Below are 15,307 nucleotides of genomic sequence, written 5' to 3' on the forward strand. Positions count from 1 at the left end.
TGTCCGGGGGCGGCGCTAGTCTCCTTCGCATGGATGCTCGCCCCGGGCTCGGCTCCGCCGCCGTCCCCCTCGCGGTGCGCATGCGTCCGACGCGCCTCAACGAGGTCGCGGGCCAGTCGCACCTCCTGGGGCCGGGCTCTCCGCTCGTGAGCCTCGCCCGCGACGACGGCCGCGCCCCGAGCGCGGTCTCGGTGATCCTCTGGGGCCCGCCCGGCACCGGCAAGACGACTCTCGCCCAGGCGATCGCCCGGCAGTCGGGCCGCCGCTTCGTCGAGCTGTCGGCCATCACCGCGGGCGTGCGCGACGTGCGCGAGGTCATGGAGCGGGCCCTCGCCGACCGCGACCTGTACGGCTCCTCCACCGTGCTCTTCCTCGACGAGATCCACCGCTTCACGAAGGCGCAGCAGGATGCGCTCCTGCCGGGCGTGGAGAACGGCTGGGTCATCCTCATCGCCGCGACGACCGAGAATCCGTCGTTCTCCGTGATCGCGCCGCTGCTGAGCCGCTCGCTCCTGCTGACCCTCGAGCAGCTCTCCGACGACGACCTCGGCACCCTCGTCGACCGCGCCGTCGCCGACCCGCGGGGGCTCAAGGGCGCCGTCGCCCTCGAGCCGGCGGCCCGGGAGGCGATCGTCCGCCTGGCCTCGGGGGATGCCCGTCGCGCCCTCACCGCGCTCGAGGCGGCCGCGCAGTCGGCGGCCAGCGATCGCGGCTCGAGCGAGGGCGCGACCGCGGCCGAGCATCCGGTCATCACGGCGGAGATCGTCGCCGCCGCCGTCGACCGCGCCCTCCTGCGCTACGACAAGAACGGCGATGAGCACTACGACGTCATCAGCGCCTTCATCAAGTCGATCAGGGGCAGCGACCCCGATGCGGCGCTGCACTACCTCGCGCGCATGATCGAGGCGGGGGAGGACCCGCGCTTCATCGCTCGCCGCGTCATCATCTCGGCCTCGGAGGACATCGGCCTCGCCGACCCGCAGGCCCTGCCGATCGCGGTCGCCGCCGCTCAGGCCGTCCAGCTCATCGGCATGCCGGAGGGGCGCATCCCGCTCGCCGAGGCCGTCGTGTACCTCGCGACCGCGCCGAAGTCGAACGCCGCGTACCGCGGCATCGACGAGGCGATCGCGGATGTCCGATCGGGCCGCATCGGTCGCGTCCCGAAGCCGCTGCGCGACGCGCACTACCCCGGGGCGAAGCGCCTCGGCCACGGGAAGGGCTACGTCTACCCGCACGACGAGCCCATCGGCGTCGTCGAGCAGCAGCACCTGCCCGACCCGCTCGCCGGTACCGAGTACTACCGGCCGAGCGAGCGCGGTCACGAGCGGGAGATCTCGGCGCGCCTGGAGAAACTCCGCGCGATCCTCCGCGGACGCCGCGGCTCGGGCGACTGAGCGGCCGTCTGCTAAGCTCTACCGGCCCGTCAGATATGGGCACACCCTCCCTCGCAGTCTCCACCGGAACGCCTCGGCGTGCGTTTCGGACCGGACGGAGCGGTGTACGTCCGTGAGCCGTGACAGTCGCGGCCACGAGCATGGAAGGAAAACGTGTCCACCAAGTCACGCACCCGCAGCAAGACCCGCCTCTCCCGCGCGCTCGGCATCGCCCTCACCCCGAAGGCCGCCAAGTACCTCGAGAAGCGCCCCTACGCTCCGGGCGAGCACGGCCGCACCAAGCGCAAGGCCGACAGCGACTACGCCGTCCGTCTTCGCGAGAAGCAGCGTCTCCGCGCCCAGTACGGCATCCGCGAGGCCCAGCTGCGCATCATCTTCCAGGAGGCCCGCCGCACCGCCGGCCTGACCGGCGAGAACCTCGTCGAGCTCCTCGAGATGCGTCTCGACGCCCTCGTCCTGCGCGCCGGCTTCGCCCGCACCACGGCGCAGGCCCGCCAGATGGTCGTGCACCGCCACATCCTCGTCGACGGCAAGATCGTCGACCGCCCGTCCTTCCGCGTGAAGCCCGAGCAGCTCATCCACGTCAAGCCCAAGAGCGAGTCGATGGAGCCGTTCCAGGTCGCCGCGGCCGGCGGTCACGTCGACGTCCTCCCCAAGGTCCCGGCCTACCTGGATGTCGAGCTCGACAAGCTCCAGGCGCGCCTCGTGCGCCGCCCGAAGCGCTCCGAGGTCCCCGTGACCTGCGAGGTCCAGCTCGTCGTCGAGTACTACGCGGCTCGATAGAACCGGCCGCTCCGCAGGAGCGAACGAACGGGGGTCCGGCGCACGCCGGGCCCCCGTTCGGCGTTCCGGCACCGGCGCTAAGGTGGAACCGCGCCCGGCACCCCGGGCCACCGCCGCCGCCGCAGTTGAGGGAGACCCCCATGAGAAACGCCGTCTGGCTCGTCATCGGCATCACCATCGGATTCTTCGCCGCCCACCGGGTCGAGAAGTCGCCCCAGGGCCGCCAGTTCCTCGACGAGGTCGACGCGAAGGCGCGCGGGTTCGGTGAGGCCGTCCTCGACGGGTACCGGCAGCGCGAGGCCGAGCTCCGCGCGGCCGTCGCCGAGGCCGAGGCGACGATCGCCGACCTCGAGCGCCGCTCCTAAGACCCTCGCCGGGCATCCGCGCCCCCCATCGGGGCGACGCGCCGTACCCGGCACGTTCACGCCCCACTGATCACAGGACTCCTCGAACCTCCATGCAGACCGCCGACATCCAGCGCCGCTGGCTCGACTTCTTCGGAACTCGCGGCCACACCGTCGTCCCCTCCGCCTCGCTCGTCAGCGACGACCCGACGCTCCTCTTCACGGTCGCCGGCATGGTGCCGTTCGTGCCGTACCTCACCGGGGTCGTGCCCGCGCCGTACCCTCGGGCCACGAGCGTGCAGAAGTGCATCCGAACGAACGACATCGAGGAGGTCGGGAAGACCCCTCGCCACGGCACGTTCTTCCAGATGAACGGCAACTTCTCGTTCGGCGACTACTTCAAGGAGGGAGCGATCGGCTACGCCTGGGAGCTGCTGACGACCTCGCAGAGCGATGGCGGCCTGGGCTTCCAGGAGAAGGACCTGTGGGTCACCGTCTACAAGGACGACGACGAGGCGATCGCGCTCTGGAAGAAGATCGCGGGCCTGCCCGACGAGCGCATCCAGCGGCTCGACATGGACACCAACTACTGGTCGACCGGGCAGCCCGGCCCCGCCGGCCCGTGCTCGGAGATCTTCTTCGACCGCGGCCCCGCCTACGGCGTCGACGGCGGCCCCGCGACCGACGACGACCGCTACGTCGAGATCTGGAACCTCGTCTTCATGCAGTACCTCCGCGGCGAGGGCACCGGCAAGAACGACTTCGAGATCCTCGGCGAGCTGCCGAACAAGAACATCGACACCGGCATGGGCATGGAGCGCGTCGCCTTCCTCACCCAGGGCGTCGAGAACATGTACGAGATCGACCAGGTGCGACCCGTCCTCGACGCGGCATCCGCCATGTCCGGTCGCCGATACGGCGCCGACCACGGCGACGACGTGCGGATGCGCGTCATCGCCGACCACGTGCGCTCGAGCCTCATGCTCATGACCGATGGCGTCGCACCCGGCAACGAGGGGCGGGGGTACATCCTGCGCCGCCTGCTCCGGAGGAGCATCCGCGCCATGCGCCTTCTCGGGGTCGACGCGCCGAGCTTCGAGGTGCTCTTCGCCGCCTCGCGCGACGCGATGAGCGCCGCCTACCCGGAGATCACGGAGCACTACGACCGCGTCTCGCGCCTCGCGCTCGGCGAGGAGGAGGCCTTCCTGCGCACGCTCGCGGCCGGCACGACGATCCTCGACCTCGCCGTCGCGCAGACCACCGCGGCAGGCGCGAGCACCCTGCCGGGCGACACGGTCTTCCAGCTGCACGACACCTTCGGCTTCCCGCTCGATCTCACGCTGGAGATGGCGGAGGAGAACGGCCTCACCGTCGACCGCGCCGAGTTCGACCGGCTCATGACCGAGCAGCGCACGCGCGCGAAGCTCGACGCCAAGTCGAAGAAGGGCGCCCTCGCCGATCTGAGCGTCTACGGCGCGTTCCGTGCGGCCGGCGAGACGGCCTTCCTCGGCTACGACGAGCTCGAGACCGAGACGACCGTGCTCGGCATCCTCGTCGGCGGCCAGAGCGTGCCCCTCGCTCAGGCGGGCGACATCGCCGAGGTCATCCTCGCCGAGACCACCCTGTACGCGGAGTCGGGCGGACAGGACAGCGACGAGGGCGCGATCGTCGGCACCGGCTTCGACCTCGAGGTGCTCGACGTGCAGAAGCCCGTCAAGGGCCTCATCAGCCACACCGTGCAGGTGCGCTCGGGCGAGGTGCACGTCGGCGACCCTGCGCGCACCCAGGTCGACCCCGTCTACCGCCGCTCGGCGACGCAGGCGCACTCCGCGACGCACGTGATCCACGCCGCGCTGCGCCAGACGCTCGGGCACGACGCCCACCAGTCGGGCTCGTACAACAAGGCCGGCTACATGCGACTGGACTTCAGCTGGAACCAGGCCCTCAGCGCCGCCACGCGCAGCGAGATCGAGGAGATCAGCAACATCGCCGTGCGGGACAACCTCCCGGTCGACACCCGCATCATGGCGCTCGACGAGGCGAAGTCGCTCGGGGCGATGGCGCTCTTCGGCGAGAAGTACGGCGACACCGTGCGCGTCGTCGACATCGGCGGCCCCTGGTCGCGCGAGCTCTGCGCGGGCACCCACGTCGGCGCCTCGGCCGAGATAGGCATGATCAGCCTCGTGAGCGAGTCGAGCGTCGGATCGACCAACCGCCGCGTCGAGGCGCTCGTCGGCCTCGAGGCCTTCCGCGAGCTCGCGGCCGAGCGCGCGCTCGTCCAGCAGCTCACGAGCAGCCTCAAGACCCCGCGCGATCAGCTCGCCGAGCGCATCGCCGACCTGAGCGCGCAGCTGAAGTCCGCCGAGAAGAAGATCGCCCAGTTCGAAGCCAGCCGCCTCAGCGAGCGCGTCCCCGCCCTGGCCCAGTCGGCCACGAGCGTCGGCGCGTACACCGTGGTGGCCGAGCACCTCGGCGCGCTCGGCTCCGCCGACGACGTGCGCTCGCTCGCGACGAGCGTGCGCGAGCGGCTCGCCGCGCAGCCGGCCGTCGTCGTGCTCGCGGCCGAGGTCGGCGGCAAGGCGACCGTCATCGTCGCCACCACGCCGGCCGCGCGCGAGGCCGGAGCGAAGGCGGGCGCGCTCGCCCGCACCGCCTCCGGCGTGCTCGGCGGCGGAGGCGGCGGCAAGGACGACCTCGCCCAGGGCGGCGGAACCGACCCGTCGGCGATCCCCGCGGCGCTCGAGGCCGTGCTGCGCGAGCTCCGCGGCTGATCGTGCGGGTGGGGGTGCGCCTGGGCGTCGACGTCGGGAAGGCGCGAGTGGGGGTCGCCCGCAGCGATCACCACGGGATCCTCGCGACGCCTGTTGAGACGCTCGCGCGCCGCGACGACGTCGTGGAGAGCATCCGCCGCCTCGTTCTCGAGCACGAGGCGATCGAGGTGGTCGTCGGCCTCCCGCTGTCGCTGAGCGGCGCCGACACCGCCTCGACGGAGGACTCGAGGCAGGTCGCGGCGCAGCTCGCGACCGCGATGCCCGAGACTCCCGTGCGGCTCGTCGACGAGAGGCTCACGACCGTCACGGCCGCGCGCGCGCTGCGCGACTCCGGCAGGAATGCGAGGAACTCGCGGTCCGTCGTGGACCAGGTGGCCGCTGTTATCCTGCTCCAGCACGCGCTCGACCACGAGAAGTCGCGGGGCGAGGCTCCCGGCACGATCGTGGATCCCGACGGAGGTCCCCCCGCACCGTGACGAACAACGACGACGACACCTGGGCCGAGATCTTCGCCACCCAGCCCGACTCCGACCGCCGCGGCGCCCGCTCCGCCACCGCTCCCGAGCCCGACGCTGCACCCGCCACCCGGCGCGCCCGGCGCTCCGGCTTCGATCGCCCCGCCCGCCGTCGCAGCGGTCGCGCTCCTGTCGTCATCGGCATCATCGCCCTCCTGCTGGGCCTCGGCGCCGGCTCCGCATGGTTCGCGTGGACGAACTTCGAGCCGCAGATCCGCGAGGTGCTCGGCATCGAGCTGCCCGACGACTACGAGGGCGAGGGGAACGGGGAGGAGGTCCTCGTCACCATCCGGCCCGGCGACATCGGCGAGGACATCGCGCTCACCCTGCAGGACGCGGGCGTCACGATGAGCTTCAGCGCCTTCTACGACCTCCTCCTGGCCGACTCGTCCATCGCCTTCCAGCCCGGCACCTACGCGCTGCAGGGCGAGATGTCGGCGCAGTCGGCTCTCGATGCGCTCCTCGACCCCGCCAACCGGGTGGAGAGCACGGTCCTGATCCGCGAGGGCGAGGTGCTGAGCAGCACGCTCGAGCTGCTGGCTCTCGGGACGGGCCTGCCGGTGGAGGACTTCCAGGCCGCGGTGGCCGACCCGACGCGCTACGGCGTGCCGGCGGAGGCGCCGTCGATCGAGGGCTACCTGTTCCCGGCCACCTACACCTTCGACCCCGGGGTCACGGCCGAGCAGGTCATCGAGCGCCTCGTGAGTGAGATGACGGCGCGGCTGGACGCCCTGGGCGTCGCGCCGGAGGACCGGTACCGCGTGCTCACGCTCGCATCGGTCGTGCAGCGCGAAGCGGGCGGCGACCTGGAGGACTTCGGTCGGGTCGCGCGCGTGTTCACGAACCGCATCGACGAGGGGATGCTCCTCCAGAGCGACGCGACCGTGCACTACGGCACGCAGGACTTCGACTCGGTCTTCACGACCGACGCCGAGCGGGCCGACGCGTCGAACCCCTACAACACCTACGCCAACCCCGGACTGCCCGTCGGACCGATCGGCGCCCCCGGCGACGCCGCGCTCGAGGCCGCCGCCGCCCCGCCCGAGGGGGACTGGCTCTACTTCGTGACCGTGAATCTCGCCACCGGCGAGACGGTCTTCTCCGAGACGCTCGCGCAGCACGAGGCGGCCGTGCGTCAGCTGCAGGAGTGGTGCAACTCCTCGGAGGAGAACCGCACCGTGTACTGCGACTAGCGGATGAGCATCCGCCGTCTCGCCGTCGTCGGCTCGCCGATCGCGCACTCCCTCTCCCCAGCGCTGCACGCCGCCGCCTACCGGGCGCTCGGGCTCGACTGGGTCTACGAGCGGCACGAGGTGCGCGAGCACGAGCTGCGCGGCTTCGTCGACGGACTCGATGGCTCGTGGCGCGGCATCTCGGCGACGATGCCGCTCAAGGACGAGCTGGCGCGCCTGGCGGACGAGTGCGACCGGATCGTCGCACTCACGGGCGCCGCCAACACGCTGCTGCTCGCGGACGACGGACGGCGCATCGTGCGCAACACCGACGTCGCCGGGGTCGAGCGCGCGCTGCGCGACGCCGGCCTCGAGAGGGCCGAGCACGCCGTGATCGCGGGCGCCGGAGCCACCGCACGCTCGGTGCTCGTCGCGCTCGACGGGCTCGGCCTCCGCTCGGTCACCGTCGCGGTCCGCGAGCCCGCGCGAGCGGGCGGGCTGCGCGACCTCGCGGAGGAGCTGATGCTCGAGCTGGACGCCGTGCGACTCGACCAGCTGGCGTACGTCGTCGAGGGCGCCGACGTCGTGGCCTGGACGCTCCCCAACGGCGTCGAGCTCACGGATGACCTTCCGGAGAGCGCGCGGCGCGAGGCCGTTGCGCTCGACGTGACCTACCACCCCTGGCCGGGCCCGCTCGCGGCGCAGTGGCTCGAGGCCGGAGGTCGCGTCGCCTCGGGCCGCGACATGCTGCTGCACCAGGCGGTGCGCCAGGTGCGGTTCTTCGTCTCGGGTCAGACCGAGCATCCGCTCGACCGCGAGGCGGAGGTCGAGACCGCGATGGCGGCCGCGCTCGCGTGACCGGAGCCCCATCCGCTGCGTGGGAGGATGGAGCCATGCTGCGCTGGTTGACCGCCGGAGAATCCCACGGACCCGAGCTCATCGCCGTCATCGAGGGCCTGCCCGCCGATGTTCCGGTGACGCGCGAGGCCATCCAGACCGACCTGCAGCGCCGCAAGCTCGGGTACGGCCGCGGCGCGCGCATGAAGTTCGAGCAGGACGAGCTCTCGATCTCCGGCGGCGTGCGGCACGGCCGCACGATGGGCAGCCCCGTCGCACTGCGCATCGGCAACACCGAGTGGCCCAAGTGGACGACCGTCATGAGCCCCGACCCGGTCGACCCGGCCGAGCTCTCGGGCGGGCGCGGCGCGCCGCTCACGCGCCCCCGGCCCGGCCACGCCGACCTCGTCGGCATGCAGAAGTACGGCTTCGACGAGGCGCGCCCCGTCCTCGAGCGCGCGAGCGCGCGCGAGACCGCCGCCCGCGTCGCCCTCGGGGCCGTCGCGCGCGCGTTCCTCGGCGAGCTCGGAATCCGGCTCGTGAGCCACACGCTCTCGATCGGCCCCGTCCGGGTGCCCGACGGCGCGCCGCTGCCGCGGCCCGACGACGTCGACCGCCTCGATGCCGACCCGCTGCGCTGCCTGCATCCCGAGACGAGCGAGCGGATGGTCGCCGAGGTCGACGACGCCCACAAGACCGGCGACACGCTCGGCGGCGTCGTCGAGGTGCTCGCCTACGGAGTGCCCCCGGGTCTCGGATCGTACGTCCACTGGGACCGCCGACTCGATGCGAGGCTCGCCGCCGCGCTCATGGGCATCCAGGCCATCAAGGGCGTCGAGGTCGGCGACGGCTTCGAGACCACCCGGCGCCGCGGCTCGGCGGCCCACGACGAGCTCGTCGTCGGCGACGGCCTCATCGAGCGCGTGAGCGACCGCGCCGGCGGCACGGAGGGCGGCATGTCCACCGGCACGGTGCTCCGCGTCCGCGCGGGCATGAAGCCGATCGCGACGGTGCCCCACGCCCTGCGCACGATCGACGTCGCGACGGGCGACGCCGCCCCCGCCCATCACCAGCGCTCCGACGTGTGCGCCGTGCCCGCGGCCGGCGTCGTGGCCGAGGCCATGGTCGCGCTCGTCGTCGCCGAGGCCGTGCTGGAGAAGTTCGGCGGCGACTCCGTCGCCGAGACCCGCCGCAACCTCGAGGGCTACCTCGCCGCGATGCCCGGGAACCTCGCGACCGCCGTCAGCACGGGGGAGTGAAGCCGCGTGATTGAGAGCGTCGGCGCCGCCCCCGGCGTGCCCGCCGTCGTGCTCATCGGACCGCCGGCCGCCGGCAAGTCCCGCGTCGGCCGGCGCGTCGCGCGCATCCTCGACCTGCCGGTGATCGACACCGACAAGGTCGTGGCGGCCGCGCACGGGCCCATCCCCGAGATCTTCGCCGAGCACGGCGAGCCGCACTTCCGCGCGCTCGAGCGCGCCGCTGTCGCCGACGCCCTCCGGCACCGCGCCGTCGTCTCGCTCGGCGGGGGAGCCGTGCTCGACCCCGACACGCAGGCGCAGCTCTCCGGGCTCCCGGTCGTCCTTCTCACCGCGACGCCCGACGCCGTCGCCGGGCGCCTCGAGAAGAGCTCCCGGCCGCTCAGCGCGAGCGTGGAGGCCTGGGTCGCGCTCGTCGAGCGGCGCCGCCCCGTGTACGAGCGGCTCGCCGCAGCCGTCTGGGACACCTCGACCCGCCCCATCGACCGCATCGCCGCGGAGATCGCCGACTGGGCGACCGTGCGCGAGAATCCCGACCCCGCAGGAGACCCCGCATGAGCACCGACACCGGCACCGCCCCCACCGTCATCGAGGTCGCGGGCGTCGACCCCTACGCGATCACGGTCGGCCGCGGGCTCATCGGCACGATCGACGCGCACCTGCCGCCGACCGTCGCGAAGATACTCGTCGTGCACGCCCCGCCGCTCGCGCCCGTCGCCGAGCGCCTGCGCGAGCAGCTCGCGGGGCGCATCGAAGTGCTCCTCGCCGAGGTCCCCGACGCCGAGGGCGCCAAGCGCGTCGAGGTCGCCGCCTTCTGCTGGCAGGTCATGGGCCAGACCGATTTCACGAGAACGGATGCCGTGCTCGGGCTCGGCGGCGGCGCGACCACCGACCTCGCCGGGTTCGTGGCCGCCACGTGGCTGCGCGGCGTCCCGCTCATCCAGGTTCCCACGACCGTGCTCGGCATGGTCGACGCCGCCGTCGGCGGGAAGACCGGCATCAACACCGCGGAGGGCAAGAACCTCGTCGGCGCCTTCTACGCGCCGCGCGCCGTCATCGTCGATCTCGACCTCCTGGACGGCCTGCCGCAGAACGAGATCCTCGCCGGGTTCGCCGAGGTCGCGAAGGCGGGGTTCATCGCCGACCCCGTCATCCTCGATCTGCTCGAGGCCGATGTGACGATCGCGACCGACCCGGCGACGCCCGTCTTCCGCGAACTGATCGAGCGCAGCATCCGCGTCAAGGCGCACGTCGTGAGCGACGACTTCACCGAGCAGGGCCTCCGCGAGATCCTGAACTACGGCCACACGCTCGGGCACGCGATCGAGCACGCGGAGCGCTACCGCTGGCGGCACGGCGCCGCGATCGCGATCGGGATGGTCTTCGCCGCCGAGCTCTCGCACCTCGCCGGCTCGCTGCCGGCGGAGGCCGTCGACCGCACGCGGCGCATCCTCGCCTCGCTCACGCTGCCGACGAGCTACCCGCTCGGGCGCTGGAAGACGCTCCTCGCCACGATGCAGCGCGACAAGAAGGCCCGCGCCGGGATGCTGCGCTTCATCATCCTCGACGACATCGGGCGGCCCCGCGTGCTCAACGGCACCGACGAGTCGATGCTGTTCGCCGCCTACCAGGAGGTGGGGGAGTGACCTCGCGTCCCCCGGCCTCGCTGCTCGGTACAGTGAGCGCATGACCGACCCCGCCCCCCGCCCCGGTCGCGTGCTCGTGCTCAACGGGCCGAACCTCAACCGGCTCGGCACGCGCGAGCCCGACGTGTACGGCACCGGGACGCTCGACGACCTGCGCGCCGAGCTCGCGGGCGCCGCGCCCGAGGGGGTCGCCCTGGACCTACGGCAGACGAACGACGAGGCCGAGCTGATCGGCTGGCTGCACGAGGCCGTCGACACCGGCAGCGCCGTCATTCTCAACCCCGCGGCCTTCACGCACTACTCGTACGCGCTGCGCGACGCGGCCGCGCTCGTGACGAAGGCGGGGCTCCCGCTCATCGAGGTCCACCTGTCGAACCCGCACTCCCGCGAGGAGTTCCGGCACACGAGCGTCATCTCGGGCGTCGCGACGGGCGTCATCGCGGGCTTCGGATTCGGCTCGTACCGCCTCGCTCTCGCCCGCATCACCGGCGCGCTCTAGGTCTCGACTAGACTTCCACGTCGGCGTGCACCCACGTCGAGACCAGCACGGAAACGGATACCCCAACGCTCATGGCCACGACGAACGACATCAAGAACGGCAGCGTTCTCAGCATCGACGGGCAGCTCTGGAACGTGGTCGAGTTCCAGCACGTCAAGCCCGGCAAGGGGGGCGCGTTCGTGCGCACCAAGATGCGCAACGTCCGCTCGGGCAAGCTCGTCGACAAGACCTTCAACGCCGGACTCAAGGTCGACTTCGCGACCGTCGATCGCGGCGACTACCAGTACCTGTACCAGGACGGCGCCGACTTCGTCTTCATGGACACCACGGACTACGACCAGGTCACGGTTCCGGCCGCGATCGTCGGCGACGCCAAGAACTTCATGCTCGAGAATCAGATGGTCACGATCGCGATGCACGAGGGCGAGGCGCTCTACGTCGAGCTGCCCGCCTCGGTCGTGCTCGAGGTGACCTACACCGAGCCGGGCCTGCAGGGCGACCGCTCGACCGGCGGCACCAAGCCCGCGACGGTCGAGACCGGCTATGAGATCCAGGTGCCCCTCTTCCTCGAGACCGGCACCAAGGTCAAGGTCGACACGCGATCCGGGGACTACCTCGGCCGCGTCACCGAGTAGGTGGGCGCCCGCACGAAGGCCCGCAAGCGGGCCCTCGACATGCTCTTCATCGCCGACGTCCGGCAGTCGTCGCTCGACGAGATCCTCCGCGAGGAGGGCGAGCGGGCGGCCGCCCAGCCGCAGCGCTCGTCGAGCTGGCCGTACGCCTATGACATCGTGCGCGGCGTCGCCGACAACGCGGTCGCGATCGACCGGCTGATCGAATCGCACGCCGTCGGATGGACCCTCGGCCGCATGCCCGCCGTCGACCGCGCCATCCTGCGCGTCGCGGTATGGGAGCTCGTGCACAACCCCGACGTGCCCGCGGCGGTCGCGATCGACGAGGCGGTGGAGTTCGCGACCGTGCTCTCCACCGACGAGTCGTCGGGCTTCGTCAACGGCGTGCTCGGCGCGATCGCCGACGACCTGCACCGCTCGGCCTCCTAGCGGCGCGCCCGCGACGCGACGGGGGCACTGCCACCGGGGCGGATCCGCGAGGCGTCATCGCGACGGAATGTGACGCCGTGTGTCGTCGCGTTTCCCCGCGTTGCGACCGCCTTTGTCACGGTCACGAGGCATCCGTACCGTGAAACGCATGACCTCGACCGCGATCGCTCCCGCGCAGATGACCCCGGCCCTGCCGGTGTCGCTCAACGGCGTCGGCCGCTCCTTCCCGGGAGCGCCGGGCGAGCCCGAGAGGCTCGTGCTGCGCGACGTCGAGCTGAAGATCGCCCCCGGTGAGATCGTCGCGCTCCTCGGTCCCTCCGGTTGCGGCAAGTCCACGCTGCTGCGGCAGATCTCCGGTCTCGACCGCCCGACGTCGGGCACGCTCACGATCGACGGCACGCGGATCGCCGCCGCCGACCAGCGCTGCGCCGTCGCGTTCCAGGAGCCCCGGCTTCTCCCGTGGCGCACCGTCGCTCGCAACATCGAGCTGGGTCTCCCGCGCGGCACCGACCGCGCCGTCGGTCGCGCCCGCGTCGCCCAGCTGCTCGAGCTCGTCCAGCTCTCGCACGCCGCCGACCTGAAGCCTCGCCAGATCTCCGGCGGCATGGCCCAGCGCGTCTCCCTCGCCCGCGCGCTCGCCCGCAACCCGGGGGTCCTCCTGCTCGACGAGCCGTTCGGCGCCCTCGACGCGCTCACGCGCCTGACGATGCAGGACCTCCTCGTGGACATCCACCGTGCCGAGCCCACGACCATCGTGCTGGTGACGCACGACGTCGACGAGGCGCTCACCCTCGCCGATCGCATCGTCCTCCTGGGCACGCGCTTCGACCGCCCGGGCGCGACCATCAGCCGCATCCTCGAGGTCCCCGGCACGCGCCCGCGCGACCGCGCCTCGACGGTGCTCGCGCGCCTCCGGGCGCAGCTGCTCGACGCCCTCGGGGTCCCGAGCCACCACGACCGCTAGACCGCACGACCGCACCATCCCACCCCACACCACCACCGCCGGTCGCTCGACCGACAACCGAAAGGCACCACGATGACCACCCGCTCCCGTCTGACCCTGCTCACCGCGACGCTCGCCGCGGCGGCCATGGCCATGACCGGCTGCGTCGCGGGGGAGGGGGCCGCTGCTCCTGAGCCGACCGAGGGCGCAGAGTGGTCATCGACCGAGCTGACGCTCGACTTCGCGACCTACAACCCGCTGAGCCTCATCATCAAGGAGCAGGGCTGGCTGGAGGACCAGCTCGGCGACGACGTCACCGTCACGTGGGTCCAGTCGGCCGGCTCGAACAAGGCCAACGAGGCGCTGCGCGCCGGCGCCATCGACGTCGGCTCGACCGCCGGCTCGGCCGCGCTCCTCGCGCGGTCGAACGGCAGCCCCATCCAGGTGATCGACATCTACACGCAGCCCAACTGGTCCGCGATCCTCGTGCCGACCGGCTCCGACATCGATGAGGTCTCCGACCTCGCCGGCCGCACGGTCGCCGCCACGAAGGGCACCGACCCGTACTTCTTCCTCCTGCAGGCGCTGCAGGAGGCGGGCCTGTCGCTCTCCGACATCAACCTGCAGAACCTGCAGCACGCCGACGGCAAGACGGCCCTCGAGACCGGCGCCGTCGACGCGTGGTCGGGCCTCGACCCGTTGCTGTCGACCTCCGTCGCGAACGGCGCCGCCGAGATCATCTACGACAACGTCGACTTCAACTCCTACGGCTTCCTCAACGCCACAGAGGACTTCATCACCAACCACCCCGACCTCGCGCAGCTCGTCGTGAACGCCTACGAGAAGGCGCGCGCCTGGGCGCTGGAGAACCCGGAGGAGACCGCGGCGATCCTCGCCGAGGTCGCGGGCATCGACGTCGCGATCGCCGAAGCCACGATCGAGCGCACCGTGATCGATATCGACAACGTCCCCGGCGACGCTCAGCGCGACGTTCTCGAGATCATCGGCCCGATCTTCGTCGAGAGCGGCGACGTCGCCGGCCAGGAGCAGATCGATGCGGCGCTCGAGTCGCTCTTCAACGACGAGTTCGCCACGGCCGCCGACCCGGACGAGGTCGGCTGAGCATGAGCTTCGACGAGCGCGGCGGCGCTCCGGTCTCGCGCCCCTCCACCACGGAGGGGCGCGAAGCCGCGTCGCGAGAACCGGCCGACGGGGAACGTGCGAACGCCGGCCGTCGGGTGACGCTGTTCGGCTGGGCCGGATTCGAAGGGTTCTCCGCCGCGGGGACGGGCTTGGGCCGTGGAGGGGCCGGTCGCGTGAGCGTCGGCACCGTCCTGCTCGGACTCGTGGTTCCGGGCGTCCTTCTCCTCGTCTGGCTGCTCGCGTCCGAGCTGACGCCGATCCCCGACTACCTCCTGCCGTCGCCCGCGCAGGTCGTGGGTGCAGGGGTCGAGCTCGCGAATCAGGGCCTGCTCGGCACGTACATCCTCATCTCGCTCCAGCGCGTGCTCCTGGGCTTCGCGATCGGCGCGAGCATCGGTCTCGCGCTCGGTGCGGTCGTCGGGCTCTCGGGGGTCGCCGACCGGATGCTCGCGCCCACGCTCGGCGCGATCCGAGCCGTGCCGTCGCTCGCGTGGCTGCCGCTGCTCACGGTGTTCCTCGGCATCTTCGAGACGCCCAAGATCACGCTCATCGCGATCGGCGCCGCGTTCCCCGTCTACACGACGGTCTCGGCCGCGCTCCGTCACGTGGACCCCCACCTCGTCGAGGCCGGGCGCGCTTTCGGGCTCGGACGTCTGGCGCTCCTGACGACGGTGCAGCTGCCGGCCGTCGTGCCGTCCGTCATCTCCGGTCTGCGGCTCGCTCTCGCGCAGGCGTGGCTGTTCCTCGTGGCGGCCGAGCTGCTGGCCTCCTCGATGGGTCTCGGCTTCCTGCTCACCGACTCGGCGAACAACGGTCGCACCGACCGCATCTTCCTCGCGATCCTGCTCCTGGCGATCCTCGGCAAGACCTCCGACGCCCTCGTCGGTCTGGGGGAGAGGGCCCTGCTCAAGCGCTGGAGCTGACCCGCTAGACTGAGCACGTT

At 72.0% G+C, this 15,307-nt stretch carries 16 protein-coding genes; all 16 read left to right on the forward strand.

What is annotated here, in order from left to right; genetic code table 11:
- Positions 1-29: 29 nt before the first annotated feature.
- The 16 genes from ASC54_RS10945 (at position 30) to ASC54_RS11020 (ending at position 15,287) form a co-directional block, all read left to right on the forward strand.
- On the forward strand, positions 30-1,394 hold the full coding sequence (locus ASC54_RS10945; protein WP_082515056.1) for a replication-associated recombination protein A: 1,365 nt from the start codon (positions 30-32) through the stop codon (positions 1,392-1,394).
- Positions 1,395-1,547: 153 nt separating this feature from the next.
- On the forward strand, positions 1,548-2,177 hold the full coding sequence (gene rpsD / locus ASC54_RS10950; protein WP_055861102.1) for a 30S ribosomal protein S4: 630 nt from the start codon (positions 1,548-1,550) through the stop codon (positions 2,175-2,177).
- Positions 2,178-2,317: 140 nt separating this feature from the next.
- Entirely contained in the window at positions 2,318-2,542 is a 225-nt protein-coding gene (locus tag ASC54_RS10955) for a hypothetical protein (protein ID WP_055861105.1), read from the forward strand.
- A gap of 92 nt (positions 2,543-2,634) precedes the next feature.
- Positions 2,635-5,292, forward strand: coding sequence for an alanine--tRNA ligase (alaS, locus tag ASC54_RS10960; RefSeq protein WP_055861109.1), 2,658 nt, complete (start codon positions 2,635-2,637; stop codon positions 5,290-5,292).
- Positions 5,293-5,294: 2 nt separating this feature from the next.
- The gene (gene ruvX, locus ASC54_RS10965) at positions 5,295-5,768 is read left to right on the forward strand and encodes a Holliday junction resolvase RuvX (RefSeq protein WP_082515057.1); all 474 of its coding nucleotides are present in this window, start codon (positions 5,295-5,297) and stop codon (positions 5,766-5,768) included.
- Complete coding sequence (gene mltG / locus ASC54_RS10970) at positions 5,765-7,000, forward strand: endolytic transglycosylase MltG (RefSeq protein WP_082515058.1); 1,236 nt, start codon at positions 5,765-5,767, stop codon at positions 6,998-7,000. The genes ruvX and mltG overlap by 4 nt, the downstream gene beginning before the upstream one ends.
- Before the next feature lie 3 nt (positions 7,001-7,003).
- Positions 7,004-7,837: a shikimate dehydrogenase gene (locus ASC54_RS10975; protein WP_055861113.1), complete on the forward strand. Its 834-nt coding sequence runs from the start codon at positions 7,004-7,006 to the stop codon at positions 7,835-7,837.
- 35 nt (positions 7,838-7,872) lie between these two features.
- Positions 7,873-9,075: a chorismate synthase gene (gene aroC / locus ASC54_RS10980; RefSeq protein WP_055861117.1), complete on the forward strand. Its 1,203-nt coding sequence runs from the start codon at positions 7,873-7,875 to the stop codon at positions 9,073-9,075.
- A 6-nt stretch (positions 9,076-9,081) separates the two neighbouring features.
- Positions 9,082-9,630 (forward strand): shikimate kinase, encoded by a 549-nt coding sequence (locus ASC54_RS10985; protein WP_235451460.1) that lies wholly within the window; start codon positions 9,082-9,084, stop codon positions 9,628-9,630.
- Positions 9,627-10,718 (forward strand): 3-dehydroquinate synthase, encoded by a 1,092-nt coding sequence (aroB, locus tag ASC54_RS10990; protein ID WP_055899035.1) that lies wholly within the window; start codon positions 9,627-9,629, stop codon positions 10,716-10,718. Before ASC54_RS10985 ends, aroB begins: the two co-directional genes overlap by 4 nt.
- Before the next feature lie 40 nt (positions 10,719-10,758).
- Positions 10,759-11,217, forward strand: a complete 459-nt coding sequence (gene aroQ, locus ASC54_RS10995; RefSeq protein ID WP_055861124.1) for a type II 3-dehydroquinate dehydratase — start codon at positions 10,759-10,761, stop codon at positions 11,215-11,217.
- 71 nt (positions 11,218-11,288) lie between these two features.
- Positions 11,289-11,852 (forward strand): elongation factor P, encoded by a 564-nt coding sequence (gene efp, locus ASC54_RS11000; protein ID WP_055861127.1) that lies wholly within the window; start codon positions 11,289-11,291, stop codon positions 11,850-11,852.
- The gene (gene nusB, locus ASC54_RS11005) at positions 11,853-12,278 is read left to right on the forward strand and encodes a transcription antitermination factor NusB (RefSeq protein WP_055861130.1); all 426 of its coding nucleotides are present in this window, start codon (positions 11,853-11,855) and stop codon (positions 12,276-12,278) included.
- Positions 12,279-12,426: 148 nt separating this feature from the next.
- Positions 12,427-13,242, forward strand: coding sequence for an ABC transporter ATP-binding protein (locus ASC54_RS11010; protein WP_055899039.1), 816 nt, complete (start codon positions 12,427-12,429; stop codon positions 13,240-13,242).
- Between the two features lie 72 nt (positions 13,243-13,314).
- Positions 13,315-14,343: an aliphatic sulfonate ABC transporter substrate-binding protein gene (locus tag ASC54_RS11015; protein ID WP_055899042.1), complete on the forward strand. Its 1,029-nt coding sequence runs from the start codon at positions 13,315-13,317 to the stop codon at positions 14,341-14,343.
- Positions 14,344-14,345: 2 nt separating this feature from the next.
- Positions 14,346-15,287, forward strand: coding sequence for an ABC transporter permease (locus ASC54_RS11020; protein ID WP_082515059.1), 942 nt, complete (start codon positions 14,346-14,348; stop codon positions 15,285-15,287).
- Positions 15,288-15,307: the final 20 nt, after the last annotated feature.

Origin of the sequence: Yonghaparkia sp. Root332 (assembly GCF_001425665.1) — a bacterium.
GTDB lineage: Bacteria > Actinomycetota > Actinomycetes > Actinomycetales > Microbacteriaceae > Microcella.

Coding starts and splice junctions, on each gene's coding strand:
- ASC54_RS10975 (WP_055861113.1), top strand. CDS start 7,004: ATGAGCATCCGCCGTCTCGCCGTCGTCGGCTCGCCGATCGCGCACTCC.
- ASC54_RS10955 (WP_055861105.1), top strand. CDS start 2,318: ATGAGAAACGCCGTCTGGCTCGTCATCGGCATCACCATCGGATTCTTC.
- aroB (WP_055899035.1), top strand. CDS start 9,627: ATGAGCACCGACACCGGCACCGCCCCCACCGTCATCGAGGTCGCGGGC.
- efp (WP_055861127.1), top strand. CDS start 11,289: ATGGCCACGACGAACGACATCAAGAACGGCAGCGTTCTCAGCATCGAC.
- aroC (WP_055861117.1), top strand. CDS start 7,873: ATGCTGCGCTGGTTGACCGCCGGAGAATCCCACGGACCCGAGCTCATC.
- ASC54_RS10945 (WP_082515056.1), top strand. CDS start 30: ATGGATGCTCGCCCCGGGCTCGGCTCCGCCGCCGTCCCCCTCGCGGTG.
- ASC54_RS11020 (WP_082515059.1), top strand. CDS start 14,346: ATGAGCTTCGACGAGCGCGGCGGCGCTCCGGTCTCGCGCCCCTCCACC.
- ASC54_RS11015 (WP_055899042.1), top strand. CDS start 13,315: ATGACCACCCGCTCCCGTCTGACCCTGCTCACCGCGACGCTCGCCGCG.
- alaS (WP_055861109.1), top strand. CDS start 2,635: ATGCAGACCGCCGACATCCAGCGCCGCTGGCTCGACTTCTTCGGAACT.
- aroQ (WP_055861124.1), top strand. CDS start 10,759: ATGACCGACCCCGCCCCCCGCCCCGGTCGCGTGCTCGTGCTCAACGGG.
- ASC54_RS11010 (WP_055899039.1), top strand. CDS start 12,427: ATGACCTCGACCGCGATCGCTCCCGCGCAGATGACCCCGGCCCTGCCG.